The 26,211-nt window shown below is 34.6% G+C and carries 26 protein-coding genes and 1 riboswitch; of the genes, 21 read left to right on the top strand and 5 right to left on the bottom strand.

The window, feature by feature from the left end; translation table 11 throughout:
- The first annotated feature begins 125 nt into the window (after positions 1-125).
- A complete protein-coding gene (locus DMB68_RS12500; protein WP_110346983.1) occupies positions 126-515 on the top strand; it encodes an SPOR domain-containing protein in 390 nt (129 codons plus the stop codon).
- 207 nt (positions 516-722) lie between these two features.
- Here the strand turns inward: DMB68_RS12500 and infB are convergent, their stop codons facing one another.
- The 3 genes from infB to rimP are packed head-to-tail and all read right to left on the bottom strand — an operon-like array spanning position 723 to position 5,375.
- Positions 723-3,593 (bottom strand): translation initiation factor IF-2, encoded by a 2,871-nt coding sequence (gene infB / locus DMB68_RS12495; RefSeq protein WP_110346982.1) that lies wholly within the window; start codon positions 3,591-3,593, stop codon positions 723-725.
- A 50-nt stretch (positions 3,594-3,643) separates the two neighbouring features.
- A complete protein-coding gene (gene nusA, locus DMB68_RS12490) occupies positions 3,644-4,897 on the bottom strand; it encodes a transcription termination factor NusA (protein ID WP_110308204.1) in 1,254 nt (417 codons plus the stop codon).
- 13 nt (positions 4,898-4,910) lie between these two features.
- Positions 4,911-5,375, bottom strand: coding sequence for a ribosome assembly cofactor RimP (gene rimP / locus DMB68_RS12485; RefSeq protein WP_165830132.1), 465 nt, complete (start codon positions 5,373-5,375; stop codon positions 4,911-4,913).
- Positions 5,376-5,551: 176 nt separating this feature from the next.
- Here rimP and DMB68_RS12480 point away from each other — a divergent pair, with 176 nt between their 5' ends.
- A complete protein-coding gene (locus DMB68_RS12480; protein ID WP_110346980.1) occupies positions 5,552-6,376 on the top strand; it encodes a universal stress protein in 825 nt (274 codons plus the stop codon).
- A gap of 52 nt (positions 6,377-6,428) precedes the next feature.
- On the opposite strand, the gene DMB68_RS12475 is transcribed toward DMB68_RS12480, so the two are convergent.
- Positions 6,429-7,457 carry a LacI family DNA-binding transcriptional regulator gene (locus DMB68_RS12475; RefSeq protein ID WP_110346979.1) on the bottom strand — a complete coding sequence of 343 codons (1,029 nt, stop codon included), beginning with the start codon at positions 7,455-7,457 and terminating at the stop codon, positions 6,429-6,431.
- 189 nt (positions 7,458-7,646) lie between these two features.
- Between DMB68_RS12475 and DMB68_RS12470 the strand changes: the two genes are divergently transcribed.
- The 11 genes from DMB68_RS12470 (at position 7,647) to DMB68_RS12420 (ending at position 17,300) form a co-directional block, all read left to right on the top strand.
- Positions 7,647-8,393 (top strand): ferritin-like domain-containing protein, encoded by a 747-nt coding sequence (locus tag DMB68_RS12470; RefSeq protein WP_110346978.1) that lies wholly within the window; start codon positions 7,647-7,649, stop codon positions 8,391-8,393.
- 26 nt (positions 8,394-8,419) lie between these two features.
- Positions 8,420-9,232 (top strand): ferritin-like domain-containing protein, encoded by an 813-nt coding sequence (locus DMB68_RS12465; RefSeq protein ID WP_110346977.1) that lies wholly within the window; start codon positions 8,420-8,422, stop codon positions 9,230-9,232.
- Positions 9,233-9,424: 192 nt separating this feature from the next.
- On the top strand, positions 9,425-9,880 hold the full coding sequence (gene rplM / locus DMB68_RS12460; RefSeq protein ID WP_026983738.1) for a 50S ribosomal protein L13: 456 nt from the start codon (positions 9,425-9,427) through the stop codon (positions 9,878-9,880).
- Positions 9,880-10,266 carry a 30S ribosomal protein S9 gene (gene rpsI, locus DMB68_RS12455; protein ID WP_110346976.1) on the top strand — a complete coding sequence of 129 codons (387 nt, stop codon included), beginning with the start codon at positions 9,880-9,882 and terminating at the stop codon, positions 10,264-10,266. Before rplM ends, rpsI begins: the two co-directional genes overlap by 1 nt.
- Positions 10,267-10,441: 175 nt before the next feature.
- Positions 10,442-11,224, top strand: coding sequence for a 30S ribosomal protein S2 (rpsB, locus tag DMB68_RS12450; protein ID WP_110346975.1), 783 nt, complete (start codon positions 10,442-10,444; stop codon positions 11,222-11,224).
- 138 nt (positions 11,225-11,362) lie between these two features.
- Complete coding sequence (gene tsf, locus DMB68_RS12445) at positions 11,363-12,325, top strand: translation elongation factor Ts (RefSeq protein ID WP_110346974.1); 963 nt, start codon at positions 11,363-11,365, stop codon at positions 12,323-12,325.
- Positions 12,326-12,681: 356 nt separating this feature from the next.
- On the top strand, positions 12,682-14,319 hold the full coding sequence (locus tag DMB68_RS12440; protein WP_110346973.1) for a hypothetical protein: 1,638 nt from the start codon (positions 12,682-12,684) through the stop codon (positions 14,317-14,319).
- A 25-nt stretch (positions 14,320-14,344) separates the two neighbouring features.
- Positions 14,345-14,851 (top strand): hypothetical protein, encoded by a 507-nt coding sequence (locus DMB68_RS12435; RefSeq protein WP_110346972.1) that lies wholly within the window; start codon positions 14,345-14,347, stop codon positions 14,849-14,851.
- Positions 14,852-14,868: 17 nt separating this feature from the next.
- Positions 14,869-15,339, top strand: coding sequence for a hypothetical protein (locus tag DMB68_RS12430; RefSeq protein WP_110346971.1), 471 nt, complete (start codon positions 14,869-14,871; stop codon positions 15,337-15,339).
- A 17-nt stretch (positions 15,340-15,356) separates the two neighbouring features.
- Entirely contained in the window at positions 15,357-16,316 is a 960-nt protein-coding gene (locus DMB68_RS12425; RefSeq protein ID WP_110346970.1) for a DUF6175 family protein, read from the top strand.
- Positions 16,317-16,328: 12 nt separating this feature from the next.
- Complete coding sequence (locus DMB68_RS12420) at positions 16,329-17,300, top strand: hypothetical protein (RefSeq protein WP_110346969.1); 972 nt, start codon at positions 16,329-16,331, stop codon at positions 17,298-17,300.
- A 92-nt stretch (positions 17,301-17,392) separates the two neighbouring features.
- Here the strand turns inward: DMB68_RS12420 and DMB68_RS12415 are convergent, their stop codons facing one another.
- Positions 17,393-19,480, bottom strand: a complete 2,088-nt coding sequence (locus DMB68_RS12415; RefSeq protein WP_110347097.1) for a M3 family metallopeptidase — start codon at positions 19,478-19,480, stop codon at positions 17,393-17,395.
- A 194-nt stretch (positions 19,481-19,674) separates the two neighbouring features.
- Between DMB68_RS12415 and DMB68_RS12410 the strand changes: the two genes are divergently transcribed.
- The 8 genes from DMB68_RS12410 to DMB68_RS12375 all read left to right on the top strand — a co-directional run bounded on the left by DMB68_RS12410 (position 19,675) and on the right by DMB68_RS12375 (position 26,196).
- Positions 19,675-20,349, top strand: a complete 675-nt coding sequence (locus DMB68_RS12410) for a queuosine precursor transporter (protein WP_110346968.1) — start codon at positions 19,675-19,677, stop codon at positions 20,347-20,349.
- On the top strand, positions 20,349-20,918 hold the full coding sequence (locus DMB68_RS12405; protein ID WP_110346967.1) for a DNA-3-methyladenine glycosylase I: 570 nt from the start codon (positions 20,349-20,351) through the stop codon (positions 20,916-20,918). Before DMB68_RS12410 ends, DMB68_RS12405 begins: the two co-directional genes overlap by 1 nt.
- Positions 20,919-21,007: 89 nt before the next feature.
- A riboswitch (TPP riboswitch) is annotated at positions 21,008-21,104 on the top strand.
- Between the two features lie 66 nt (positions 21,105-21,170).
- Entirely contained in the window at positions 21,171-21,377 is a 207-nt protein-coding gene (gene thiS / locus DMB68_RS12400) for a sulfur carrier protein ThiS (RefSeq protein ID WP_110347096.1), read from the top strand.
- A gap of 214 nt (positions 21,378-21,591) precedes the next feature.
- Positions 21,592-23,415, top strand: a complete 1,824-nt coding sequence (gene thiC / locus DMB68_RS12395) for a phosphomethylpyrimidine synthase ThiC (RefSeq protein ID WP_110346966.1) — start codon at positions 21,592-21,594, stop codon at positions 23,413-23,415.
- A gap of 80 nt (positions 23,416-23,495) precedes the next feature.
- A complete protein-coding gene (locus DMB68_RS12390) occupies positions 23,496-24,089 on the top strand; it encodes a thiamine phosphate synthase (RefSeq protein WP_110346965.1) in 594 nt (197 codons plus the stop codon).
- Positions 24,056-24,808, top strand: coding sequence for a hydroxymethylpyrimidine/phosphomethylpyrimidine kinase (locus DMB68_RS12385; protein ID WP_110346964.1), 753 nt, complete (start codon positions 24,056-24,058; stop codon positions 24,806-24,808). The genes DMB68_RS12390 and DMB68_RS12385 overlap by 34 nt, the downstream gene beginning before the upstream one ends.
- Positions 24,801-25,439, top strand: a complete 639-nt coding sequence (locus DMB68_RS12380; protein WP_110346963.1) for a thiamine phosphate synthase — start codon at positions 24,801-24,803, stop codon at positions 25,437-25,439. The genes DMB68_RS12385 and DMB68_RS12380 overlap by 8 nt, the downstream gene beginning before the upstream one ends.
- Complete coding sequence (locus DMB68_RS12375; protein ID WP_110346962.1) at positions 25,420-26,196, top strand: thiazole synthase; 777 nt, start codon at positions 25,420-25,422, stop codon at positions 26,194-26,196. Before DMB68_RS12380 ends, DMB68_RS12375 begins: the two co-directional genes overlap by 20 nt.
- Positions 26,197-26,211 lie beyond the last annotated feature (15 nt).

The following is a 26,211-nucleotide window of genomic DNA, read 5'->3' as shown; positions in this document are numbered from 1 at the left end:
ACAATTTAAGTGCTATTCTCAAAACCTTAAAATAGTCTTAAATATCAATTTATATCAATTCTAAATAATAAGAACATTTCACATATAAACTTTAAACACTACTTTTGTATAAAAACCATCACATTATGAGAATTTTAACCCCTTCAAAACAGATTTTACTATCATTATCTATGTTTGCCTTAACATGTAATATTAATGCTCAAGACCAAAATATTACCTTAAATCAAGACCCTAAATTTGAGCAAATATTGAATGATAAACGTAAAATTAACACGTCAATTAGTACCAACGAAACTTACAGAATTCAAATTTTTAGCGGCAAAAGCGAAGAGGCAAAAAAAACATTATCTAGTTTTAAAAAAGAATTTAACCCGATAGATGGTACAATAATTTTTAATACTCCAAATTACAAAGTTTTAGTTGGAAATTTCAAAACCAGAATTGAAGCCGAAAGAAATTTAGCAGAAATTAAAAAGAAATATACAAGCGTCTTTCTTGTTAAACCAAGTAAATAAAACCCATCCTTAATAAAAAAGGGAATTTACCCATTGTTTTTGATTTCAGAAAAAAAAGTCAATTTACAACACCTAAAACAAACTCCTTTTTAATTTACAATCTCAGGCATTAAACCCCTAAAAAAACACTCCTCTAGCAGTATTTACAACGCATTAGAAACAAAAAAAGTCCCAATTTCCATGGGACTTTTAATTTTATTTTTACTATTATTTCAACTTCTTTTTAATTGCTACTTCATGGTAAGCCTCGATAACATCTCTTTCTTCGATGTCGTTAAATCCTTTAATCTGAATACCACAATCGTATCCTTTAGTAACCTCTTTAACATCATCTTTAAAACGCTTCAATGCCACCAGCTCTCCTGTATGTACAACAACACCTTCTCTGATAACTCTAATTTTTGAAGCTCTCAAGATTTTACCGTCTGTTACCATACAACCAGCAATAGAACCCACTTTAGAAATCTTGAATATCTCTCGAATCTCAGCAGTTCCAAGGACTTCTTCTTTCATTTCAGGAGCTAACATTCCTTCCATTGCATCTTTCAAATCATCAATGGCAGCATAGATAATTGAATAATAACGGATATCTATTTCTTCTTTATCAGCAAGCTGCCTTGCATTTCCTGCAGGACGCACATTAAATCCGATAATGATAGCATCCGAAGCGGAAGCCAAGTTAACATCGGTTTCTGTAATTGCACCAACCCCTTTATGTATAATATTAATTTGAACTTCTTCGGTTGAAAGTTTAGAGAACGAATCAGATAATGCTTCAACAGATCCGTCAACATCTCCTTTAAGAATAACATTTAATTCCTTAAACTGACCAAGAGCAATACGACGTCCAATCTCATCAAGCGTAATATGTCTTTGTGTACGTACAGATTGTTCGCGCATTAACTGAGAACGTTTAGATGCAATTTGTTTCGCTTCTTTTTCGTCTTCAAATACATTGAATTTATCTCCGGCAGTAGCCGCTCCATCCAGACCTAAAACAGACACAGGAGTCGAAGGACCAGCTTCTTTTACATTATGTCCACGTTCATCATGCATCGCTTTAATCTTACCATGATGCTTTCCAGCTAACATATAATCTCCAACTCTTAAAGTACCGTGCTGAACCAAAATTGTCGAAACATATCCTTTTCCTTTATCCAGAAAAGCTTCGACAACAGTTCCCTGCGCTGCCTTATTCGGGTTTGATTTTAAATCTAAGATTTCAGCTTCCAATAAAACTTTTTCCAATAATTCTTTTACTCCTGTTCCTACTTTTGCAGAAATATCATGTGACTGAATTTTTCCACCCCAATCTTCAACAAGTAAATTCATACTAGCCAAACGCTCTTTAATTTTCTCTACATTAGCATTAGGTTTATCAATTTTATTGATTGCAAATATAATTGGCACTCCCGCTGCTTGTGCATGAGAAATTGCTTCTTTTGTTTGCGGCATGATATCATCATCCGCAGCAACAACAATAATAGCAATATCGGTAACCTGAGCTCCACGTGCACGCATCGCAGTAAACGCTTCGTGTCCTGGCGTATCTAAGAATGCGATTTTTTGACCGTTGTCTAAAGTTACTCCGTACGCCCCAATGTGCTGTGTAATACCTCCGGACTCACCAGCGATAACATTTTCTTTACGAATATAATCCAGTAAAGACGTTTTACCGTGATCGACGTGTCCCATTACAGTAACAATAGGCGCCCTAACTACTAAATCTTCTTCTTTATCTTCAACTATTTCAATAGCCTCCTCGATGTCAACGGTTATAAACTCAACCTCATAACCAAATTCATCAGCTACTATAGTTAAAGTTTCTGCATCTAAACGCTGGTTCATCGTAACCATGATACCAAGAGACATACAAGTTCCAATTACTTTGGTAATCGGCACATCCATCATGATTGCAATTTCGCCTACAGTAACAAACTCAGTAACTTTAATAGTTTTACTTCCCTCATCAAGTGCTCTTTGCTCTTCATCGGATTTTTGACGGTGTGTATCTCTTTTATCTCTTCTGTATTTAGCAGCTTTTGATTTCCCGCCTTTACCTTGAAGTTTTTCAAGAGTTTCTCTAATTTGGTTTTTTACTTCCTCTTCAGTAGGTTCAACCTTAGCTACAATAGCAGGACGATTTCCTTTTACAAAACCAGGTCTCGCGCTTCTGTTAGCATTAAAGCCTCCACCACCACCTGCATTTGGTGTAATTTTATTAGGATTTGGCGTTCCTGGCGCATTACCTGTCGCAGGTTTTGGCGCTCCCGGAGTTCCTGGTTTTGGAGCAATTCTTTTACGCTTATTCTTATTCGCATTGTTATTTGCCCCTGGTGCTCCAGGTTTATTTGGAATAATTTTAGGATCCTCTTTCTTTTTCTTTGGTTTGTTAAATTGAGATAAATCAATTGTCTGACCAGTAAGAGTTGTTCCTGATAATTTTTGATATTGCGTAGTGATCGTTTCTTCTGCAGTTTCAGAGTCAGTTACAACAACTGGCTCTTGTGCTGTTTTAGAAACTTCAGCTTTAACTTCTTTTTTCTCAGTAATAATAGGTTTTTCTACTTTGTCTTGAGCTATCGGAGCTTCAGTTTTAACCTCCTCTTTTTGAATTGGTTTTTCAACTTCTGCCTGAACAACAACTTTAGGCTCTTCAGCCTTAACTTTAGCTGGCTCCTCCGAAGGAACAGAAACAGCAACAGGTTTTTTCGGATTCAAATCAATTTTACCTACTTGAACCGGTCCGGTTACAACAGCTTTTGCTTTTATAATTTCCTGTTGTTTTTGGCGCTCTTCGTCTTGTCTGCGTTTATCTTCAATTTCTTTCTCACGTTCTACACGCAATGCCTCTTTCTCTTTTCTCTTCTCTTCCCCCACCTCTTTAGAAGCTTCCTTATTCCCCTTATCGCCCGCAAATTGGCTTTGTAGGATATTAAATTCGCTATCAGAAATTTTCGCATTCGGATTTGCATCAATAGCAATTCCCTTATCTTTTAGATAATCAACAGCTCTTTCCAGCGAAATATTTAATTCCCTTAAAACCTTGTTTATTCTTATTACTCTCTCTTCAGACATATAACCTTTTTATTATTACCTTTTTCGTTGTGTTGTTAGAGTAGATACAACTAGCTATCAAACTCTTCTTTTAGTATTTTCATAACATCAAGAATTGTTTCCTCTTCCAAATCAGTTCTTCTTACTAAATCTTCTACTTCTTGTTTCAAAATACTTTTTGCAGTATCTAAACCTATTTTAGCAAATTCTTCTATTACCCATTCTTCGATCTCATCTGAAAACTCTGTTAATTCAACATCATCTTCATCTGCAACGGTACCAGCAACATCTCCTTCACGAATAACATCTAATTCGTAACCTGTTAACTGGCCTGCTAATTTAATATTATGACCTCCTCTACCAATTGCTTTAGAAACCTCTTCTAATTTCAAGAAAACTTCAGCTCTTTTATTTTCTTCATCAATTTTCACTGAAGAAACTTTTGCAGGACTTAGTGCTCTTGTAATGAACAATTGAATATTATTTGTATAATTGATTACGTCGATATTTTCGTTTCCTAACTCACGAACAATTCCGTGAATTCGAGATCCTTTCATACCAACACATGCTCCAACCGGATCAATTCTGTCATCGTAGGAATCTACGGCAACTTTTGCTTTTTCACCAGGAATACGCACTACATTTTTAACCGTAATCAAACCGTCGAATACTTCAGGAATTTCCTGCTCAAACAATTTCTCTAAAAACTTTTCAGAAGTTCTCGACATAATGATTTGAGGTTTATTTCCTTTTAATTCAACGCTTTCAATAATTCCGCGAACGTTATCTCCTTTACGGAAAAAGTCAGATGGAATTTGTTTTTCTTTTGGAAGCACAATTTCATTTCCTTCGTCATCAACCAAAATTACAACTCTTGGACGTACGTGATGCACTTCTGCAGTATAAATATCACCAATAATATCTTTAAATTGTTTGTAAAGATTAGTATTATCGTGTTCGTGAATTTTAGATATTAAGTTTTGACGCAATGCTAAAATAGCCCTTCTTCCTAAATCAATCAATTTAACCTCTTCAGAAACTTCTTCACCAATTTCAAAATCCGCTTCAATCATTCTTGCTTCTGTCAAAGTAATTTCTTCATTTTCAAAATCAAGATCTTCGTCAGCAACAATTACTCTTCTTCTCCATATCTCCATATCTCCTTTATCTGGATTAATGATAATATCGAAGTTATCGTCAGAACCGTATTTTTTCTTTAATGCATTTCTAAACACGTCCTCTAAAATTGCCATAAGCGTTACACGATCAATAAGTTTATTATCTTTAAACTCTGAGAATGAATCGATTAATGCTAAATTTTCCATGCGAATTCTTTAATTAAAATGTTACTGTAACAATTGCCTCTTTAATTTCTGTATAAGGTATTTGTTGCTCTTTTTGAACTGTTTCTTTTCCTTTTCCTACTTTTTTCGGTTCTCTTGCTTCCCAAGACAAAATTATAAAAACATCGTTAGCTTCTACTAATTCTGCCTCAATTTTTTCACTATTTGTAGTAACAATCAATGTTCTACCAATATTTTTCATGTATTGCCTTGTAAATTTCAGTGGCGAACCTACTCCAACAGATGCTACCTCAAGAGAAAAATCCTGTTCTTCACGATCCAGATTATTCTCAATTGCACGACTGATATCAATACAATCCTGAAGTGCTACTCCATTATCGCCATCTAAACCTACACTAATTTTAAAAGAATCAGAAATACTCAAATCAATCAAAAAGATCGATGGCTTTTCTAAAAGGGCTTCTGCAATTAATGCGTTTACTTTTTCTTTAAATGTCATAATTTTATAAAAAGAGGGGACACTTAGTCCCCTCATTATTTAGATTTTAATAAATAACGGTGCAAATATAGTGTTTTTTTTATAAATCAAAATAATTAGATTGCTCTAATAATATTTCTTATCTTTATTAGAGCATTAAATAACGGATTATTCAAATAATTTAACTTCAAAAAATTATGAAAAGAATTCTAGTCCCTACTGACTTCTCAGAACATGCAGAAGACGCCTTAAAAGTCGCAGCTCAAATAGCACAAAAACACAACTCCGAAATCATCCTGCTTCACATGCTGGAGTTACCAAGCCAAATGAATGATGCGATTACAGGTGGAGCAAGTATTCCCGAAACAATATTGTTTATGAAGAAAGCCAATGAAATGCTGGATAAAATCACTGAAAAACCTTATCTCGAAGGCATTTCTATAACCGAAATCTTAAAAATCGACAAAACTATCCATGGAATTTCACAAGTTAGCAAAGAAAATGATATTGACTTAATTGTAATGGGATCGCACGGATCTTCTGGTGTTGAGGAACTACTAATTGGATCTAATACTGAAAAAGTTGTTCGAAATTCTGACATTCCGGTTTTGGTTATTAAAAAAGACATTTCAAATTTTAACGCATCTACTATTGTTTTCGCTTCTGATTTTACGGAAGAATCTAAAAAACCCTTTAAAAAACTACTGAACTTCACAGAATTCTTCGATTCAAAAATACATTTGGTTACAATTTGCACACCTAATAGCTTTAAACCGACTCATATTATTGAAAAAGCAATGAATGATTTTGTGAATGAATTTAACCTCACGAATTATTCGAAACATATATATAATGACACCAGTATAGAAAAAGGAATTATCAATTTCTCAAACAGCATAAACGCCGATATTATTGGAATGTGCACTCATGGAAGAACAGGTTTCGCTCATTTTTTTAATGGAAGTATCAGTGAAGGCTTGGTAAATCATGCAGCAAGACCCGTTATCACATTTAAAATTTAAAAATACCCTAATAAAAAAAGAATCCATTTTAACATTAAAATGGATTCTTTTTTTATTTAGATTTTCTCGTTGACTCCCGCTCTTTTAGCTTTGTTTTAATAACAATTGTTTCATAATCAGAAGTTTCTTCCTCACTTTCTTCCAATCTTGAAATCAATCGTTTAGCCGCAACTTCTCCAATCTCAATTCCATGCTGGCTTACAGTTGTTAAGCTTGGAGACAAACGTCTCGATGCTAAAATTCCATCTGCAAATCCTATTATTGAAATATCTTCAGGAACATTAAATCCTTTTTTCAAACTAACCCTTAAGGCTGCAACTGAATCATTTTCATCCAAAGCAAAAATTCCATCAATTTTATGATCGAAAAGCGCCTCTATCCTACTTTTCATATCATCTTCTGAATTAGTACGGAGAATTATTTTTTCATTTACCGGAATATTATTATTCTTTAAGGCTTTTAAATAGCCATCAGCTCTCAGTTTTCCAACACTTAAATTATCTACTGAAGAAATCAAGGCGATATTTTTACACCCCAAACTAATTAAATGTTGAGTGGAATTCAAAGCCGAATCAAAATCATCTACTACCACTTTATCACATTGAACTCCATCAGCAATTCTGTCGAACATTACAATTGGGGTTCCGTCATTAATAATTTCAGAAAAATGACTGTACTCTTCTAAATTTTGTGCCTCTTGTGAAACAGAAAGAATAAATCCGTCAATAGTTCCGTTACTCAGCATTTCAAGCGTATGAATTTCCTTCTCTAAAGATTCGTTTGAAATACATGTAATTACATTATATCCTTTTTTATCGGCTACTTTTTCGATACCACTAAAAACCTTTGCAAAAAAGGAATTCAATATATTAGGTATGATTACACCAATTGTTTTGGTTTTACGATTCTTTAAATTCAAACCAATAACATTTGGCTTATAATTTTTGAGTTTGGCATACTCCTTAATTTTCACCTTTGTTTGTTCACTAATTTCAGGACTATCGTTTAGTGCCTTAGAAACAGTTGATACAGAAACACCAAGTTCTTTTGCTATTTGTTTTAGAGTTGCTTTAGCTTTCATTCAAGTGAATTTTATGTAATTAATACAAATATAATAGAATTACCGAGAATAAAACAAAAATCATATAAATCCAATTCCCATCTTGTAAGAACTTTTTTAAAAAAAGACACTTTTTTAAAACCGCATCTCTAAAAATCTCGTTTATGTCTTAATATACTGTTAATAACCTTTTTTTAAAAAACTAAAATTATGAAAAACGAAGTTCAAATTCATGAAGTAGATTCTTCACTGAATACCAGAAGGAGTTTTCTTAAGCTCAGCGGTTTGACATTAGCAACCGCAGGTTTGATTATGGCCGGCTGTAGCGATAACGACAATGATGACGACATGAACGACACCTCATTGCCAGGAGTCAGAAATGGGATATTCGATTTAGGATCCGGGGATTTTGGCGTACTAACATATGCGTATGCACTGGAACAATTAGAAGCAGACTTTTACACTAAAGTTGTAAATGCTTCAAACTTCAATACCATATTTAATGACATTGAACGTCAGGTGCTAACCGACTTATACCATCATGAAGTAATCCACAGAGATTTTTTTAAAGCTGCTTTAAACGGAGCACTTCCTGACCCAAGTTCACAATTATTGCCTTCTTTGACTTTTAATTATGGCTCTATGAATTTCAATAGCCGTACAGAAGTTCTTGCTACCGCAAAAGCATTGGAAGACACTGGAGTTGCAGCCTATAATGGGGCCGGAAAATTAATTAAAAGTGCCGATTATTTATTATTGGCAGGGAAAATTGTTTCTGTTGAAGCAAGACACGCTTCAGCCATCAGAAGTCTGATAAACCCAAATTCCAAAGATTTTGCCGGTGATGACATCATAAGCACATCAACCGGATTAGATGTTGCAAAAGATCCTTCCAAAATTCTACCAATCGCAGGAGGATTTATTACCACACAATTTACTGCTAAATATTTACCTTAATCCTAACCCGCTAAAACTTAGAAATTATGAATATTTTAAAATTTATAGAAACCTTTACTGACGACAGCTTAATGAGAAGCACCGGTTCGCGCAGAGACAGTTTTTCGCAGTTTGGAAACATAGGAAAAACACTGGCATATGCATCAATCCCATTTGGATTATCTACAATAGCAAATAAAGTATTAGCAAAAGACATTACCCCTACGCCCGCAACTCCAATTGGGGCTTTGCAATTTGCATTAACATTAGAATATCTTGAAAACGAATTTTACGCCAAGGCGTTAGATTCAGGTGTGATTCCGGCATCAGAAAATAACGGACGCGATTTAAAAGTTTTTCAACAAATAGCTGCACACGAGGCAGATCACGTATCTTTTTTAATTGCAGGATTAGGTGGAACAATGAGTGCTAATTTTGTTCCGAAACCTACTTTTGACTTTACAGTCGGAGGCGCATTCGATCCTTTTGGAGATTACCCAACCTTTTTAGCGTTAGCACAAGCTTTTGAAGACACAGGTGTAAGAGCATATAAAGGACAAGCCGCTAACTTAATAACTACACCCGATTTACTAACAGCGGCATTACAAATCCACTCAGTAGAAGCGCGTCATGCGTCAGAAGTAAGACGTCTGCGCGGATTAAAAGGATGGATCTCAAATGCAGAAAGAGGCGCAGGAATGCCAGAAGCTACACAGGCAGTTTATGCCGGCGAAGGAGTTACTATACAGGCAGGCTACAATACAGCCACTTTATTCGGAGCCGCTGCAGGATCAGAAGCTTACGACGAACCACTTGGAACTCAGCAAGTAGTAGATATTGCCAATTTATTTATTGTATAACAAAAAAATATAAAATATTAAACCATCTTCACGTTATTTGTGAAGGTGGTTTTTTTTATTGTTTCAAATAAAAAACTGAAGCCCTGATTTTCAGTAGATAAAATAATCTTTTAAGGTATTTGGTTTTAAAATAATTAATTGTACTTTTGCATCCCCTTTATTGGGGATGGAATGTTTAATTAAAATAATATTATGGACGCATTAAGCTACAAGACAATTTCAGCCAGCAAAGCCACTGTAACGAAAGAGTGGATCGTTGTAGACGCTGAAGGTCACAACTTAGGTCGTCTTGCTTCAAAGGTTGCGATGATCTTAAGAGGTAAGTACAAGCCAAGTTACACACCACACGTTGACTGTGGAGATAACGTAATTGTTATCAACTCAGAAAAAATTAACCTTACAGGTACAAAAATGAATGACAAAATTTACATGCGTCATACAGGTTACCCAGGAGGACAAAGAACTTTAACTGCTAAAGTACTGCAATCTAAAAATCCTGCATTATTAGTAGAAAAAGCTGTAAAAGGAATGTTACCTAAAAACAAATTAGGAGCAGAACTTTTTAGAAATCTAAATGTTGTTGTAGGTGCTGAGCATACTCACGGAGCTCAAAAACCTAGAACTGTTAACCTAAACGATCTTAAGTAATGGGAGTTATTCACAAAATCGGTAGAAGAAAAACCGCTGTTGCACGTGTTTATGTTTCTGAAGGAACAGGTACTATCACTGTAAACAAAAAAGAATTCGCAACTTACTTTCCAACTGCAACTTTACAGTACAAAGTTTTACAACCGCTTTCTATGACAGAAAACGCAAGTAACTTTGATGTAAAAGTAAATGTTTACGGAGGTGGTTCAAATGGTCAGGCAGAAGCTGTAAGAATGGCATTAGCACGTGCAATGTGTGAAGCTAACGCTGAAAACAGAGCTATCCTTAAACCAGAAGGTTTATTAACAAGAGATCCAAGAATGGTTGAACGTAAGAAATTCGGTCAGAAGAAAGCTCGTAAGAGATTCCAGTTCTCTAAACGTTAATATTACCTGTCTTGTTCAGATGGGACAAGACATTATCAATTATTTATTGAAATTAAAAACACAGTTATTGTTGCTCTCCTACCGAGGTAGGATATAGTTTAGCATCTAAATGTATAAAGCCTGGGAAACCGCCATTTATACATTGCTAATCAACAGAACGTAAACTAGTACAAAAATGGCAAACAAAATAGAAGTAAAAGACTTACTAGAAGCAGGTGTTCACTTCGGACACATGACTAGAAAATGGGATCCAAACATGGCTCCTTACATTTATATGGAGCGTAATGGTATTCACATTATCAATCTATATAAAACTGCAGCTAAAATTGAAGAAGCTAATGAAGCTTTAAAAAAAATCGCTGCATCAGGTAGAAAAATTTTATTCGTAGCTACCAAAAAACAAGCAAAAGACATCGTTGCTGATAAAGCAAAAGCTGCAAACATGCCTTATATCACTGAAAGATGGCCAGGTGGAATGCTAACTAACTTCGTAACTATCAGAAAGGCAGTAAAAAAAATGTCTTCTATTGATAAAATGAAGAAAGATGGTACTTTCAACACACTTTCTAAAAAAGAGCGTTTACAAGTTGATCGTCTACGTGCTAAATTAGAGAAAAACTTAGGTTCAATTGCTGATATGTCAAGACTACCTGCAGCATTGTTCGTAGTAGATATCAAAGCTGAACACATCGCAATAAAAGAAGCACAAAAATTAAACATTCCAGTTTTCGCAATGGTTGATACGAATTCTGACCCAAGAGAGGTTGATTACGTTATTCCTGCAAATGATGATGCTTCTAAATCAATTGACAAAATTTTATCTTTAGTAACTGCTGCTGTAATCGAAGGTCTTTCTGACAGAGGTTCTGAAAAAGAAACTGAAGCTACAACAGAAGAAGCTGCTGTAGAAGCTGCACCAGCTGTTGAAGCTGCTGCTCCTGCTGCAACTGAAGAATAAATCAAATTTTAAATTCCAAATTTTAAATTCCAAATTCCAAATACAAAATTAAAAACGTTATGTTGATAATTTAATAAAATTGGAGTCTGGGATTTAGAAGATGGAATTTTTACTTTTAACATTAAAATTCAAAATATTATGGCAACAATTACTGCTGCAGACGTAAATAAATTAAGACAATCTACAGGTGCCGGAATGATGGACTGTAAAAAAGCTTTAGTTGAAGCTGATGGAGATTTCGATAAAGCTATACAAGTCCTTAGAGAAAAAGGACAAAAAGTTGCTGCTAACCGTTCTGACCGTGAGTCTTCTGAAGGAGCTGCTGTTTCTTTTATAAATGCAGACAACACTAAAGGAGCTATCATCACTTTGAACTGCGAAACTGACTTCGTAGGTAAAAATGAAGCTTTCGTAACTTTAGCTAAAGATTTAGTTGAAAAAGCTATTAACTTTTCTTCTAAAGAGGAATTCTTAGCTTCAGATTTCAACGGAATTACTGTTGCTGAAAAATTAATCGAGCAAACTGGTGTTATCGGTGAAAAAATCGAAATCGGTGGTTTTGAAATTTTAGAAGGTGCTTTCGTTGGATCTTATGTTCACGTTAACAAAATTGCTGCATTAACAGCCATTTCTTCTGCAATTCCTAACGCTGACGTTTTAACTAAAGATGTTTCTATGCAAGTTGCTTCTATGGGAGCTGATACATTATCTTACAAAGATTTTGATCCTGCTTTCGTTGAATCTGAACTTGCTGCTCGTATTGCTGTAATCGAAAAAGATAACGAAGAGGCAAAACGTTTAGGAAAAACTTTAAAAAATGTTCCTAAATATATTTCTTTCTCTCAATTAACTGAAGAAGTTTTAAAACAAGCTGAAGAAGATGCTAAAGCGGAATTAAAAGCAGAAGGTAAACCAGAACAAATCTGGGATAAAATTATTCCTGGAAAAGTGCAGCGTTTCATTTCTGATAACACTACTTTAGATCAGGAGAAAGCTTTATTAGACCAAAACTTCATCAAAGATGACAGTAAAAAAGTAAGTGATTACGTTAAAGGATTCAACGTTGAAATTACAGGTTTCAAAAGAGTTACTTTAGGTTAATATATTATTTCAATATAAAAAGCCCGAATATTAATTTATTCGGGCTTTTTTTGTGCTTTTTTTAATATCCATTTTGAAAAAATTTTAAAAACTTAAAATTAAAAATCAATAGTAAAAAAGAGTGTAATTATTTACAAAATTAACAACTATATCACTTCATCGGTTTTTTTAAACAGTTTATCGATTTTAAAAAATTAAACAATAGTTAAATTCTTACGAAATATTCCGAAATAGGCTTTTTTTAAAGACTTTTCTTGTTTTAATATCTTAAATAATGTTAATTTTTTGTGTTGTTTATTAAAGAAATAAACTTTAGTTTTACCCCTAAAAAAAACAATTAAAATCGCGTTAACTTTATGACAATAAAACTACTAAGCACTTTATTACTAATTTTATATCTGACGATAGGGAGCGCACAAACAAAGCCTAAAAAAAAGACGACTTCTAAAAAATCGACAAAAACCACTTTAGTTAAAGAAACTGAAACTGAAGAGAATATTGACAAACAAATTGTTGAAGAGGCTCCGGAATCAAATCCTTTAAAAGTAAAATACAGAAGAAGTTCTCTTTATACCCTAATGTTAGAGACTCCCACAATGCCTTATGGAGACTCTATTAAAAAATATTTTATTGATAGCAAAATACCTGATAAATTCAATAATCACAATTTAGGGAGTAGAATCATAACTAAGCTACCTTCTCCTTCATCTGAGTTACTTACTTCATTTTCAAAACCAACAACAAGTTCAGGTCTACTTTCTTCCTTAACTGGTGGAGAATCTTCCGAAGATACTTCAGATTCACCAGCACCAGTATCAAATCAGATGCTTAACCTTTTAGCCGTTTCTCAAACTTCCTATGCAAAGGAATATTTAGCTGAAAGAAAACGACTTGAAGTAGAAGCGAAAGAAATAGGTGTAACGAAAAAGAAAAAAATATTAGAATATATAGACAAAAGAGTTGTTTTTGATGCTCAAAAACAACAAAAAGAAGAATATGACTTATTGCCTCAGGAAGTCAAGGACAGGATTAATGCAGAACAAAAAGAAATCAATGACATTGCTAAAGCATTAGTTGCCAAATGGTTTGACCGTTCACCAAAAGGAGGATTTAATATGAGTCTTATTAAATCCAGAGGTAATTATGACGCCACTGTTATGGACATTGCAAAAGCAAGAGCCAGTAAAAGAGGTTTAGCCATGCTAGGTGATGCGGGAGAGGATTTAATTAAAAACACCTTTGTACTCATCAATGAATTCAAATATACTGACAAAGAAGAAGTCGCTAAAAAAACAAGTGGTATCCTTAATATAGTTTCTCAAGCAGCAGCTTTTGTGCCTGGAGCATCGAATGTATCAAATGTTTCGGCCTTGACATCTGTGGGGGTTACTATTGCGGGTAAAGGGTATATTGTAAAAACAAAAGGACACTTATATCGTCTGGATTGGAATGATGAAGTTGCTGCTAAATTTTATGCTGATTTTTGGGCAACAGATAAAACTATTACTCCGGAAAGAAAAAAAGCCTTTGATGAGACGGATATTTTTAAATTGATTTATGTAGGCACGGATGAATCCTGGGCGGACGTACAGTCTTCAATCTTTACTAATAAAACAGATTTAAAATTAGTAGAAAGAGCGACAATGAAAGCTATGGATGCCGTAATTTTTAAGCTACAGAAAAATCACGATGAATTTAAAACCAAAACACCAATATATACAAATGAACCTCTGACTGCTAAAATTGGATTAAAAGAAGGTGTATCTTATAAATCAGTTTTTGATGTTTTAGAACAACAAGTTAACGAAGAGGGAATTATGTCATATGTCACTGTTGGCCAGGTTAAAATAGATGATAAATTCCCAATTTGGGACAATCGCTATGGTGCTGACGTTGAGAATCCCGATACTACTACTGACAAAACATACTTAAAAAAAATAAGTGGGAAAGAACTTTTTCCCGGGATGTTATTGGTTCAGAAAAAAGGTAAATAATCCGTACAATAAATATAAACTAAAAATGAAAAAACTATTCACACTATTTATTTTAATATCCTCACTGGCAGGTTTTAGCCAAGCTCAAAAAAAAGCAGACAAAGCTACAAACCAATGGAAATATGAGATCGAATGTGCTGGTATCGGCACAGATGGAACTTACCTGGTAAAAGTTTGGTCATATTCCAAAAATGGCAAAATAGCAATTACTCAAGCTAAAAAAAATGCTGTTCACGGAATAATTTTTAAAGGGTTTTCTGGAGGAGAACGCGGCTGTAATGCTCAAAAACCTTTAACTACCAATCCAAACATCGAATCTGAAAAAGAAGAATTCTTTTTGTCTTTCTTTGAAGAAGGAGGTAAATACATGAAATATGTAAGCGAATCAACAGATGGAAATATAGATGCTTCAGATCGTATGAAAGTTGGAAAAGAGTATAAGATTGGTGTAATCGTATCTGTTTCTAAAGATGCACTAAGAAAAGACCTGGAAGCAGCAGGAATCATCAGAAGTTTATCATCAGGATTTTAATCTTAATATATCAAAACATGAAATTAATTTTACCATTAATAACATTCTTACTATTACTTACTAATTCGAATGCTCAGCAAAAAATTGCAGGTAATTACATCTACAAAACTGAATGCCTTGGTGTTGAACTAGATGGGTCCCAAACTGTAAAAGCATGGGGCAATGGAAAAAATAAAGCTGATGCAGAAGAACAAGCGAAAAAAAATGCAGTGCGTGATGTACTTTTTAATGGAATACACGAAGGCAAGCAGGAATGTGAAATAAAACCTCTTATCACAGAAGTAAATGCCAGGGAGAAATACGAAGATTATTTTAACATTTTTTTTACCGATGGTGGAGACTACAAACGTTTTATTTCTTTAAGAGATGAAAACAATGAAAAAAGAGACAAAAGAAAAGCTCATAAGAGTATTACTAAAGGTATTGTTCTGAGAGTTCTTCGCTCCGATTTAAAAAAGAAATTAATTGCTGACGGTATTCTTAAATAATAATTGAAAACAAACCAATGAAAAAAATAGTTAACATAAAAAAAACACTGGCTCTATTTACAATTTTCTTTGTAAGTTTTGCTTTTTCTCAGGCAAAAAAACCAACTATTATGATAGTCCCTAGTGATGTATGGTGCAACACTAATGGATACATGATGGAATTTGATAATCAGGGAACGAAAGTAAAAATTCCTAATTATAAAAAAGTTTTTCAGGAGAACATGGATATTAAAACCGTGATATCTAAAATCAATACTTTGATGGCCGAAAGAGGATTCCCGTTAAAAGATATGGAATCAGCCATTAAAACACTTGAAGCTGAAAGTGCTGAAAATAATCTTACTTCATCTAAAACAGGAGCAGGAATTGCTGAAAGCCCAATCGATAAAATAAAAAAAGTTGCTAAAGCAGATATTATCATCCAACTAACCTGGGAAACAAAACAAGTTGGCCCAAAAAAATCAGTAAACTTTATACTTCAGGGAATAGATTCTTATACCGATAAACAAATTGCTGCCGCACAAGGAACCGGAGCCCCTTCTTTTTCTGCAGAAATACCAGTACTTTTAGAAGAAGCTGTTTTGGCACATGTTGATAATTTTAACGCACAATTGCAAAAGCATTTTGACGATATGTTTGAAAATGGCAGAGAAATAATTGTTCGTATTAAAAAATTCAATGGCTGGTCAGGTAATTTAGAAAAGCAATATGATGGACAAGATTTAAGCGTTATCATAGAAGACTGGATTGCTAAAAACACTGTGAAAGGTCGTTTCAATACAAGTGATGCAACCGAAAACACTATGCTTTTTGAACAAGTACGCATTCCTTTATATGACAGTAAAAATAGAGCGACTGATGCCAGAGGTTTTCTTAGAGGGCTTCAGGACTATTTAAAAAATGCTCCATATTCTATTCCGAACAAATTAACTATGAAAGGTTTAGGACAGGCTGTAATTATTTTAGGTGAAAAATAACAAGAGACAATTATGAAAAATTATATCAGTAAAAGTATTTTTAGTGCGTTAACTATATTTGGCTTTAGCTTTTTTACAACTGCACAAAGTCCATCAACAAATGAAGCTTTAGGAAATATTGCACTTACATCATATGTTCCGGAGCAAATTGAAAACCTGCCATCAGGAGCCGAAAATTTATTAATCAACAAATTGAACCAGATTACCAGTACTAATGGAATAGCTGCTTCGGGTATTGATTCAAGGTTCATTATTACAGCCAATATAAATGTTCTTACAAAAGATATGCTGGCTACAGCTCCCCCAATGACAGCTTTGACCTTAGATGTAACATTTTATATTGGTGACGGTTTGGACGGAAAAAAATATTCAAGTCAAACAGTATCGGTTAAGGGAGTTGGCACAAATGAAAACTTAGCCTACATGGAAGCCATAAAAGGTATAAATGTCAATGATGAAAGTATCCAGAATTTTTTATCAAATGGAAAAAAGAAAATCATCAATTACTACAATACTCGTTGCGCTCAAATAATCAAAGAAGCTCAGGCACTTCAGGCACAGCTAAAATACGATGAAGCGATTTACAAGCTAACTGCAATTCCAGAAGAATGTACAGATTGTTACAACAAAGCAGTAGCTATAATTGCCCCTATGTTTGATAAAATGATAAACAGAGATTGCAAACTAAAATTAGCTCAGGCAAATAATCTTTGGGCCGCAAACCAGGATGTTGCTACAGCTAATCAAGTTGGAGAAATTTTAAATTCTATTGATCCGCAAGCGGGCTGTTATAATGACGTTAAAACATTATCCGCAAAAATATCAAAACGCGTTTTAGATCTTGAACAAAGAGAATGGGATTATAAAATTGAAACAGATGTCAATCTTAAAAGAGACTTAATCAAAGCATATCAGGCAGTAGGAGTTGCTTATGGTAATGGTCAGGCTAAATCTGTAGTTTACAATGTACAAGGATGGTGGTAAATTTTACTAATCATTAAAAAAAAGCAAACCTCAATTATATAATTGAGGTTTGCTTTTTTTTACAAAAATACTTTAGAATTGAACAGTCTTAATTATTCATCTGTAATCTGAAAATTCCTTGCCTTCATCAATGCATTCGATTTTGGCGCTCTTCCTCTGAAATTTTCATATCCTATTTCATTATCAATAGTATTACCAACACTAAAAACCGTATCATAAAGTCTTTTTGCCAGTTCTTTATCGTAAGGTCCACTCCCTTCAATAAAAGCTTCATAAGCATCTGCATTAATTACATCTGCCCATAAATAACTATAATATCCGGCTGCATATCCATCTCCGGAAAAAATGTGAGCAAATTGTGGAATTCTATGGCGCATTACAATTTCTGAAGGCATATTCAGTTTTTTCAATATCTTTTCTTCAAATGTAACGGGATTAATTGTTTCGGTTGTTAGATGAAGCTCCATATCAACAAAAGAGCTTGAAATTGTTTCTACAGTTGCAAAACCTTCATTAAAATTGGCTGCTTTTTCTATTCTCTCAACCAAAGATTCCGACAATGGCTCGTTTGTCTTGTAATGCAAAGCAAATTTATTTAATACTTCAGGAGTAGCCAGCCAATGCTCTAATAATTGAGATGGAAATTCTACATAATCTCTCGCTACTGCCGTTCCTGACAAACTCGGATATGTTACATTGGAAGATAAACCATGAAGCGCATGGCCAAATTCATGAAATAAAGTTGTTGCATCATCCCAGGAAATTAAAACCGGTTCATTAGCGTTTCCTTTTATAAAATTACAATTGTTAGAAACAATCGGAAGTACATTACTTAACTTTTGCTGATCTCTGTAAGAACTCATCCATGCTCCTGAACGTTTTCCTGCTCTTGCATAAGGATCAAAATACCAAAGCCCAATGGTTTTACCGGTTTCGTCATTATTAACTTCCCAAACACGAACATCCGGGTGAAAAACCGGAATCGTATCGATTTGTTTAAAACTTAAATTGAACAATTTACCTGCCACCCAAAACATACTTTTGCGTAAGTTTTCCAGTTGCAAATATTGTTTTACTTCATTTTGATCCAAATCATATTTAGATTTTCTAACTTTTTCAGCATAATGGCGATAGTCCCATGGCTCAATTTTAAAGTTCCCCCCTTCAGCATCAACAATCTTTTGCATTTCTGCAACATCCTGATGTACTTTATCAACAGCAGGTTTCCAAACAGAATGCATCAATGCTAATGTTTCACCAGGATTCTTTGCCATCTTATTTGACATACTCCATTCTGCAAAAGAAGAATAACCTAACAATACTGCTTTTTCACTTCGTAATTTCAAAATTGAAATAAGTATCGCATTATTATCATTTTCATTTCCGTTATCTCCTCTTTTTACAAAAATATCAAAAGCTTTCTGTCTTAAATTTCTATTCTTAGAAAATGTCAAAAAAGGCTCAATAGAAGATCTTGTATTTAGAATACAGCCTAGAGTTTCAATCTTTCTGGCTTTTGCTTCAGCAATAGCTGCCTTTTTTATCTCTTCAGGAAGACCGTCAAAATCCTTTTCTGATTTTAATTCAATAAATTGATTCTGTTCTTCGGCTAATAAATTTTGACTAAACTTAGTAAACAGAAGTGCTAATTCCTGATTAATATTTGCCACTTTTTGTTTGTCATTGCTATTTAATTTTGCCCCTTCCCGAACAAAATTAGTATAATACCACCAAACCAATCTTTGCTGTTCGCTATTCAGACTTTCATATTCTTCTGAATTATATATAGTTTCTATTCTTAGAAAAAGCTTGTGGTTTTGATACATTTTATCATTCAGCTCAGATAATTTTGGAGACATTTCTGTTTCTACAATTCCGAACTCAGGAGTAAAAATATTTGAACTGAAGACTTCGAAGATTTCACGGATTCTTGCGATTGTTTTTCCTGACAGTTCTAAAGCTTCGATTGTATTCTCAAAAGAAGGCGACTCCTGATTAGACGCAATTTTATCTAATTCATCTAATTTTTCCTGAATCGCAATTTCTATTGCAGGTTTAAAATCTGAAACCTTATATTCGTGAAAAGATGGAACTCCTCCATATGGTCCTGTCCATTTTTGAAGCAGCGGATTCTGTGAATTTAATTCTAAAGTATTGTTATTTAAAACAGTCGTATTCATAAAAACTAAAATTGATTTTATTCGTAAAGTGATCATTCGACAAATTAGAAATTTTGTTTTCAAAAACTATTCTAATGAATCATCAAAACCAAATTTACAATTTTATTACAGCAAACATCACTTTTAATTTGTTACTTCTCCCGAAATTTTAAATAGAAATACCTTAAATTTGATGTATCATTTAGCAAATTTTTATGTTTAAAACCAAAAGAGAGATTGTATTTGTAATTCTGGCAGGAATATTTATCACTAATGCCGTTGTAGCAGAACTTATAGGAGGAAAACTGATTCAGATTGGTCCATTTGTAATGAGTATCGGGATTTTGCCCTGGCCAATTGTATTTCTTACAACAGATTTAATCAATGAATATTTTGGTGAAAAGGGAGTAAAAAAATTATCATTTATTACAGCTTGTTTAATTGCTTATGCTTTTCTTATCCTTTTTATGGCAATTGTAATTCCGGCAGCAAAAGGAATTAGTCCCGTAAATGATGAGCAATTTCAGGCAGTTTTTGGTCAAAGTATGTGGATAATTGTCGGAAGTTTAATAGCTTTTATAGTGTCACAATTAATAGATGTTTGGATATTCTGGTTTTTTAAAAAACGTACGGGAGAAAAAAAGATTTGGCTCAGAGCAACAGGTTCAACTGTAATTTCTCAATTATTTGATTCGTTTATTGTTCTTGGAATCGCATTCTGGCTACCTGGGAAAATTGATTTTGAAACTTTCATTACATCAGGATTAACCGGTTATGTATTTAAACTTTCGGTTGCCATTTTACTAACGCCTTTAATTTACGCAGGACATCATTGGATTAAAAAGTATCTAGAAAAAGATAATCTGCATAAAGAAATTCAGGATAAATAATGACCACTCAAGATCTAATTCGATGTGGCTGGTGCACTTCCAGCGATTTATATAAAAAATACCATGATGAAGAATGGGGCGTTCCTGTTTATGATGACCCTACTCTATTCGAATTTCTAATTCTTGAAACTTTTCAGACCGGATTAAGCTGGATTACTATTTTAAACAAAAGAGAAAATTTCAGAAATGCCTTTGATCATTTTGATTATAAAAAAGTAGCTCAATATTCTGAAGAGAAAATCGAAGAATTGATGCAAAACACCGGAATCATCCGCAACAAACTCAAAATAAAAGCGGCTGTTTCAAACGCTCAGGCTTTTATGAAGATTCAGAAAGAGTTTGGAAGTTTCTCTGATTATATCTGGAAATTCACCAACGGAAAACCCGTAATAAACAATCCAAAAACCTCAAAAGACGTTCCTGCCACTACTCCGCTTTCTGATGAAATTAGTAAGGATTTAAAAAAAAGAGGATTCAAATTTGTAGGCTCAACGGTAGTTTACGCACACATGCAGGCTACCGGAATGGTCAATGATCACGCTGAAGATTGCTGGATAAGAACTAAATAAACGGCCTAGATTTTCAGGTTTACCAATAAGCAGAAACCTGAAACCTGAAACTTTTTTAAACTCCCAAACAAAATTTTCATTACATTTGCTTCACACTTTAGGGGTGTCTGCATCGTGCAGGCTGAGATTTTACCCTCTGAACCTGATCTAGTTCATACTAGCGTAGGGAAAAGTAAGATGACTTCTTCACGCATTTTTTTGTGCGTAATTGTAGCCATTCCTAATGTGTCACTATACACTAAATTCAAAGGAATGGAACTAAAAATCAACCAACAAATCAAACAATTCAATGCTGAATCGCTAAGCGTTCAATCATTGCTCGATCTCGAAATTCCAAACAAACAAAACGGAATCGCCGTTGCCATTAACAATACCGTTGTTCCAAAAATAAACTGGAGCCGGCATTTTGTATCCGAAACTGACGAAATTCTAATTATCTCTGCCACTCAGGGAGGATAATTTGGCTGCACAAACGGGCTATCCGTTACAAGTCCGCAGTCGTCAACCACAAAAACATAGTCATAACAAAGCTTCCGCTGGTCGCTTTTTTATTCCTTGTTTTTTTTACGGTTTTCTCCTTTACGGGCTTTACACTTCTATCCCTGGCAGAAAATGGCTAAGAGAAATTTAAATTTTCAATCAAAATAACAATATTAATTCAAATCTAAGAAGAATGAATCAGGAAGAACAAATATCCAGAACCCCATTTCCAAATTCTAAAAAAGTATATATCGATGGCGAAATTCATCCCATAAAAGTTGCAATGCGCGAAATTCATTTAAGCGACACCAAACTTTCGAATGGCGGAATTGAGAAAAATCCACCCGTTAGCGTTTACGATACTTCGGGAGCTTATACTGATCCGGACATCGAAATCAACATCCGAAAAGGTTTGCCACGTTTAAGGGAACAATGGATTTTAGAACGAAATGATGTTGAAATCTTAAACGAAATAACTTCAGATTATGGGCAAACTCGCTTGAAGGATGAAAGTTTAGACCATCTGCGTTTTGAATATTTACATCAGCCAAAACGTGCAAAAAAAGGCACGAACGTAACACAATTATACTACGCTAAACAAGGAATCATCACTCCTGAAATGGAATATATTGCGATTCGTGAAAATCAGCGCATCGAACTTTTAAACGAACAAACCAAAGCCATGCAATGTCAGCATAGCGGACATAGTTTTGGTGCCAATACCCCAAAAAGCAAAATCACGCCTGAATTCGTTCGTAGCGAAGTTGCCTGCGGAAGAGCTATCATCCCAAATAACATCAACCATCCGGAAAGTGAGCCTATGATTGTTGGACGTAACTTTTTAGTGAAAATAAATGCAAATATTGGAAACAGTGCTGTGACTTCAAGTATCGAGGAAGAAGTTGAAAAAGCAGTCTGGGCTTGCCGCTGGGGAGCTGACACGATTATGGATTTGTCAACCGGAAAAAACATTCACGAAACCAGAGAATGGATTATACGTAATTCGCCGGTTCCAATTGGTACTGTTCCGATTTATCAGGCTTTAGAAAAAGTAAAAGGAATCGCAGAAGATTTAACCTGGGAAGTTTTCAGGGATACTTTAATCGAACAGGCAGAACAAGGTGTTTCTTATTTTACAATTCATGCCGGAGTTTTACTGCGTTATATTCATTTAACCGCTAATCGTGTTACCGGAATCGTTTCCCGTGGTGGTTCTATTATGGCAAAATGGTGCCTGTTCCATCATAAAGAAAATTTCCTTTACACACATTTTGAAGAAATCTGCGAAATTATGAAGCAATATGATGTTGCTTTTTCCCTTGGAGATGGCTTACGTCCCGGATCTATTGCAGATGCCAACGATGCCGCTCAATTCGCCGAATTAGAAACTTTAGGAGAACTGACAAAAATTGCCTGGAAACACGACGTTCAGGTTTTTATTGAAGGTCCGGGACACGTTCCGATGCACATGATCAAAGAAAACATGGACAAACAATTAGAACATTGCCATGAGGCGCCATTTTATACTTTAGGCCCATTAACAACTGATATTGCACCAGGTTATGATCATATTACATCTGCAATCGGAGCTGCTATGATAGGCTGGTACGGTTGCGCGATGTTGTGTTATGTAACACCGAAAGAACATCTTGGTTTACCTAATAAAAAAGACGTTAAAGATGGAGTAATCACTTATAAAATTTCTGCACACGCTGCTGATTTGGCCAAAGGTCATCCGGGAGCGCAATATCGAGACAACGCCTTGAGTAAAGCACGATTTGAATTCCGCTGGGAAGATCAGTTTAATTTGGCGTTAGATCCTGATACAGCAAGAGAATTCCACGATGAAACGCTTCCGGCTGACGGTGCAAAAGTCGCCCATTTCTGTTCGATGTGCGGACCAAAATTCTGCTCCATGAAGATATCTCAGGAAATCAGGGATGTCGCCGCCGCCGAAAAAGGGATGCAGGAGAAATCAGAAGAATTTATTGAACAAGGGAAAGAGATTTACATATAATGTGAGATGATATTTGTAAAATGTGAAAGGCATTGATTGATTTTCACATTTTACATCTCACAGAAAACATTTTACGAAATATGATTGTAATTACAAATCCTTCTCCAATTGCAAATGAAATCGGCATTATTGATTCCTTATTTGAAGAAGGATTGTCTTTACTTCATATTCGGAAACCGGATTTTTCAGAAGTAGAAACAGCAAAATTCATTCATCAGATAAAGCATAAACATCGAAAAAATCTGGTTTTACATACCCATCATCAGATAGCAGCTGACTTTGGAATCAACAGAATTCATTTTTCAGAAACAGAAAGAAAAAAAGCAATCGATTTTCCTGAACTATCGGGTTATGTTTTGTCAACGTCAACACATTCGATTCAGGATTTTAATGCATTGGAAAACATTTTTGAATATGCTTTTTTGAGTCCTGTATTTCCTAGTATTTCAAAGGAAAATTACAGTTCACAAACCAATCTTTTTGAAGCAATAAAACAGAGAGAAAATTTTAATACCAAAATGGTTGCTTTAAGCGGAATTTATTCGGGCAATGTTGAAAAGCCTTTACAAAGTGGTTTTGATGATGTTGCTCTTTTAGGTACCATCTGGAATAATCCAAATGCAATTAAAAATTTTAAACTATGTCAAAAAATCGTCCTTTCGCTCTCAGCATAGCTGGTTTAGACCCTTCAGGAGGTGCCGGAATTTTAGCAGATACTAAAACTTTTGAACAGCATCAGGTACAGGGATTGGCTATCAGCACTGCAAATACAATTCAAACCGATTGTAAATTCTACGAAATAGAATGGACATCACTTGATTTTGTGCTACGTTCTATAAAAAAGCTATTTAAAAATTATACAATAAAATCAGTTAAAATTGGTATCGTTCCTTCCTTTTTTTATTTAAACGAAGTGGTTTCCTTAATTAAAAAGCTAAGTCCAAACACCCTTATTGTTTGGGATACTGTATTGAAATCTTCAACCGAATTTGAATTTTTAACAATCGAAAACCAAACAGATTTACAAAAAACGTTGTCCAAAATTGATTTGATAACGCCCAATTATGAGGAAATACTACAGCTTTATCCCAATTTCATTTCTGAAAAACTTTGGGTTAAAAATGAACTCCCAACTGCTATTTTATTGAAAGGCGGCCATAATCATACCGCTTTGGGCACTGATTATTTATTTCTAAAAAGTAATCTGATTGAACTCCTGCCTACTAAAATTAATTTCCGCCCAAAACATGGATCAGGCTGCGTGTTATCCTCAGCCATTGCTGCCAATTTAGCTTTGGGTTATGACCTAAAAACGGCTTGTTTAGAAGCTAAAGTATATATCGAAAAGTATTTAAACTCCACATCAACACTAATTGGGTACCATTATGTTTAACAAATTACAATATATCTCACAAGGCGAAACTGCCGAAAAACAATTGTATAATATCCATCAGGCATTGGACGCTGGTTGTAAGTGGATACAAATGCGATTCAAAAATCAAACTTTTGAAAACAGAATAATTCTTGCCGAAGCAGTAAAAAATTTATGCGAAGAATATCTGGCAACTTTCATTGTAAATGATGATGTTTTACTTGCTCATAAAATTGGAGCAGATGGTGTGCATTTAGGCTTGACTGACATGAATATCCTGGCAGCCAGGGCTATTTTAGGAGACACAAAAATCATTGGTGCAACCGCAAATACTTTTGAAGATCTTCTTCTGCAGACAAAAAACGGCTGCGATTATATTGGTTTAGGACCTTTTCAGTTTACTGAAACGAAAGAAAAACTAAGTCCCATTTTAGGTGCAGAAGGTTATGTTTCTATCCTGAATAAAATGAAATCAGAAAACATTACAACACCGGTTTATGCCATTGGCGGGATCACTTTAGAAAATATAGAAAGCCTGATGAAAACAGGTGTTCATGGCATTGCCGTTTCCGGAATGATTACAAAAAGCCTTCAAAAAGAAAAACTGGTTCAACAACTTAACGACAAATTACATGCAGACGTCATTATTTAAAATAGGAGATAAAATCTTTAATTCCCGTTTATTTTTGGGAACAGGAAAATTCGGTTCTAACCTGCAAATGGAAGAAGCCATTTTAGCTTCAGAAAGTGAACTGGTAACAGTGGCCTTAAAGCGTATTGATCTCGAAACCGATACAGATGCAATTTTATCACATTTACAGCATCCCAACATCAATTTATTGCCCAACACATCAGGTGCCCGAAATGCAAAAGAAGCTATTTTTGCTGCACAATTGGCACGTGAAGCACTCGAAACAAATTGGGTCAAACTTGAAATTCATCCGGATCCAAAATACTTGATGCCGGATCCAATTGAAACTTTAAAAGCTACTGAAGAACTTGCTAAACTTGGTTTTTTTGTTCTGCCATATATTCATGCTGATCCCGTTTTATGCAAACATCTGGAAAATGCAGGAACTTCTGCAGTCATGCCATTAGGTTCGCCAATTGGGAGTAACAAAGGCTTAAAAACAATTGATTTTTTAGAAATTATCATCGAACAAAGTAGTGTTCCTGTCATAGTCGATGCCGGAATTGGAGCTCCATCTGATGCTGCAAAAGCTATGGAAATTGGTGCCGATGCAGTTTTGGTAAATACTGCAATAGCTGTCGCCGGAAATCCAAAATTAATGGCAGAAGCTTTTAAAGAAGCCGTAATCGCAGGGAGAAAAGCGTTTGAAGCCAAGGTTGCTAATCAGCAAAACTATGCTGTGGCTTCCAGCCCTTTGACGGCTTTTTTATATGAATAAAAAGAAATCACTTTT

It is taken from the genome of Flavobacterium hydrophilum, assembly GCF_003202405.1.
GTDB classification, from domain to species: Bacteria; Bacteroidota; Bacteroidia; order Flavobacteriales; family Flavobacteriaceae; genus Flavobacterium; species Flavobacterium hydrophilum.
Note: the sequence above shows the minus strand (reverse complement) of the source record. Positions and strands in the feature narration are given on the sequence as shown.

Bases quoted from the DNA above. Each gene is read 5' to 3' on its own strand.
- rpsI (WP_110346976.1), top strand. From the start codon at position 9,880: ATGGGAGTTATTCACAAAATCGGTAGAAGAAAAACCGCTGTTGCACGT.
- DMB68_RS12425 (WP_110346970.1), top strand. From the start codon at position 15,357: ATGAAAAAAATAGTTAACATAAAAAAAACACTGGCTCTATTTACAATT.
- DMB68_RS12415 (WP_110347097.1), bottom strand. From the start codon at position 19,480: ATGAATACGACTGTTTTAAATAACAATACTTTAGAATTAAATTCACAG.
- DMB68_RS12500 (WP_110346983.1), top strand. From the start codon at position 126: ATGAGAATTTTAACCCCTTCAAAACAGATTTTACTATCATTATCTATG.
- DMB68_RS12440 (WP_110346973.1), top strand. From the start codon at position 12,682: ATGACAATAAAACTACTAAGCACTTTATTACTAATTTTATATCTGACG.
- DMB68_RS12375 (WP_110346962.1), top strand. From the start codon at position 25,420: ATGCAGACGTCATTATTTAAAATAGGAGATAAAATCTTTAATTCCCGT.
- rplM (WP_026983738.1), top strand. From the start codon at position 9,425: ATGGACGCATTAAGCTACAAGACAATTTCAGCCAGCAAAGCCACTGTA.
- DMB68_RS12470 (WP_110346978.1), top strand. From the start codon at position 7,647: ATGAAAAACGAAGTTCAAATTCATGAAGTAGATTCTTCACTGAATACC.
- DMB68_RS12380 (WP_110346963.1), top strand. From the start codon at position 24,801: ATGTTTAACAAATTACAATATATCTCACAAGGCGAAACTGCCGAAAAA.
- DMB68_RS12390 (WP_110346965.1), top strand. From the start codon at position 23,496: ATGATTGTAATTACAAATCCTTCTCCAATTGCAAATGAAATCGGCATT.
- DMB68_RS12480 (WP_110346980.1), top strand. From the start codon at position 5,552: ATGAAAAGAATTCTAGTCCCTACTGACTTCTCAGAACATGCAGAAGAC.
- DMB68_RS12465 (WP_110346977.1), top strand. From the start codon at position 8,420: ATGAATATTTTAAAATTTATAGAAACCTTTACTGACGACAGCTTAATG.
- tsf (WP_110346974.1), top strand. From the start codon at position 11,363: ATGGCAACAATTACTGCTGCAGACGTAAATAAATTAAGACAATCTACA.
- thiC (WP_110346966.1), top strand. From the start codon at position 21,592: ATGAATCAGGAAGAACAAATATCCAGAACCCCATTTCCAAATTCTAAA.
- DMB68_RS12410 (WP_110346968.1), top strand. From the start codon at position 19,675: ATGTTTAAAACCAAAAGAGAGATTGTATTTGTAATTCTGGCAGGAATA.
- DMB68_RS12435 (WP_110346972.1), top strand. From the start codon at position 14,345: ATGAAAAAACTATTCACACTATTTATTTTAATATCCTCACTGGCAGGT.
- DMB68_RS12405 (WP_110346967.1), top strand. From the start codon at position 20,349: ATGACCACTCAAGATCTAATTCGATGTGGCTGGTGCACTTCCAGCGAT.
- DMB68_RS12385 (WP_110346964.1), top strand. From the start codon at position 24,056: ATGTCAAAAAATCGTCCTTTCGCTCTCAGCATAGCTGGTTTAGACCCT.
- rimP (WP_165830132.1), bottom strand. From the start codon at position 5,375: ATGACATTTAAAGAAAAAGTAAACGCATTAATTGCAGAAGCCCTTTTA.
- DMB68_RS12420 (WP_110346969.1), top strand. From the start codon at position 16,329: ATGAAAAATTATATCAGTAAAAGTATTTTTAGTGCGTTAACTATATTT.
- thiS (WP_110347096.1), top strand. From the start codon at position 21,171: ATGGAACTAAAAATCAACCAACAAATCAAACAATTCAATGCTGAATCG.
- nusA (WP_110308204.1), bottom strand. From the start codon at position 4,897: ATGGAAAATTTAGCATTAATCGATTCATTCTCAGAGTTTAAAGATAAT.
- infB (WP_110346982.1), bottom strand. From the start codon at position 3,593: ATGTCTGAAGAGAGAGTAATAAGAATAAACAAGGTTTTAAGGGAATTA.
- rpsB (WP_110346975.1), top strand. From the start codon at position 10,442: ATGGCAAACAAAATAGAAGTAAAAGACTTACTAGAAGCAGGTGTTCAC.
- DMB68_RS12430 (WP_110346971.1), top strand. From the start codon at position 14,869: ATGAAATTAATTTTACCATTAATAACATTCTTACTATTACTTACTAAT.
- DMB68_RS12475 (WP_110346979.1), bottom strand. From the start codon at position 7,457: ATGAAAGCTAAAGCAACTCTAAAACAAATAGCAAAAGAACTTGGTGTT.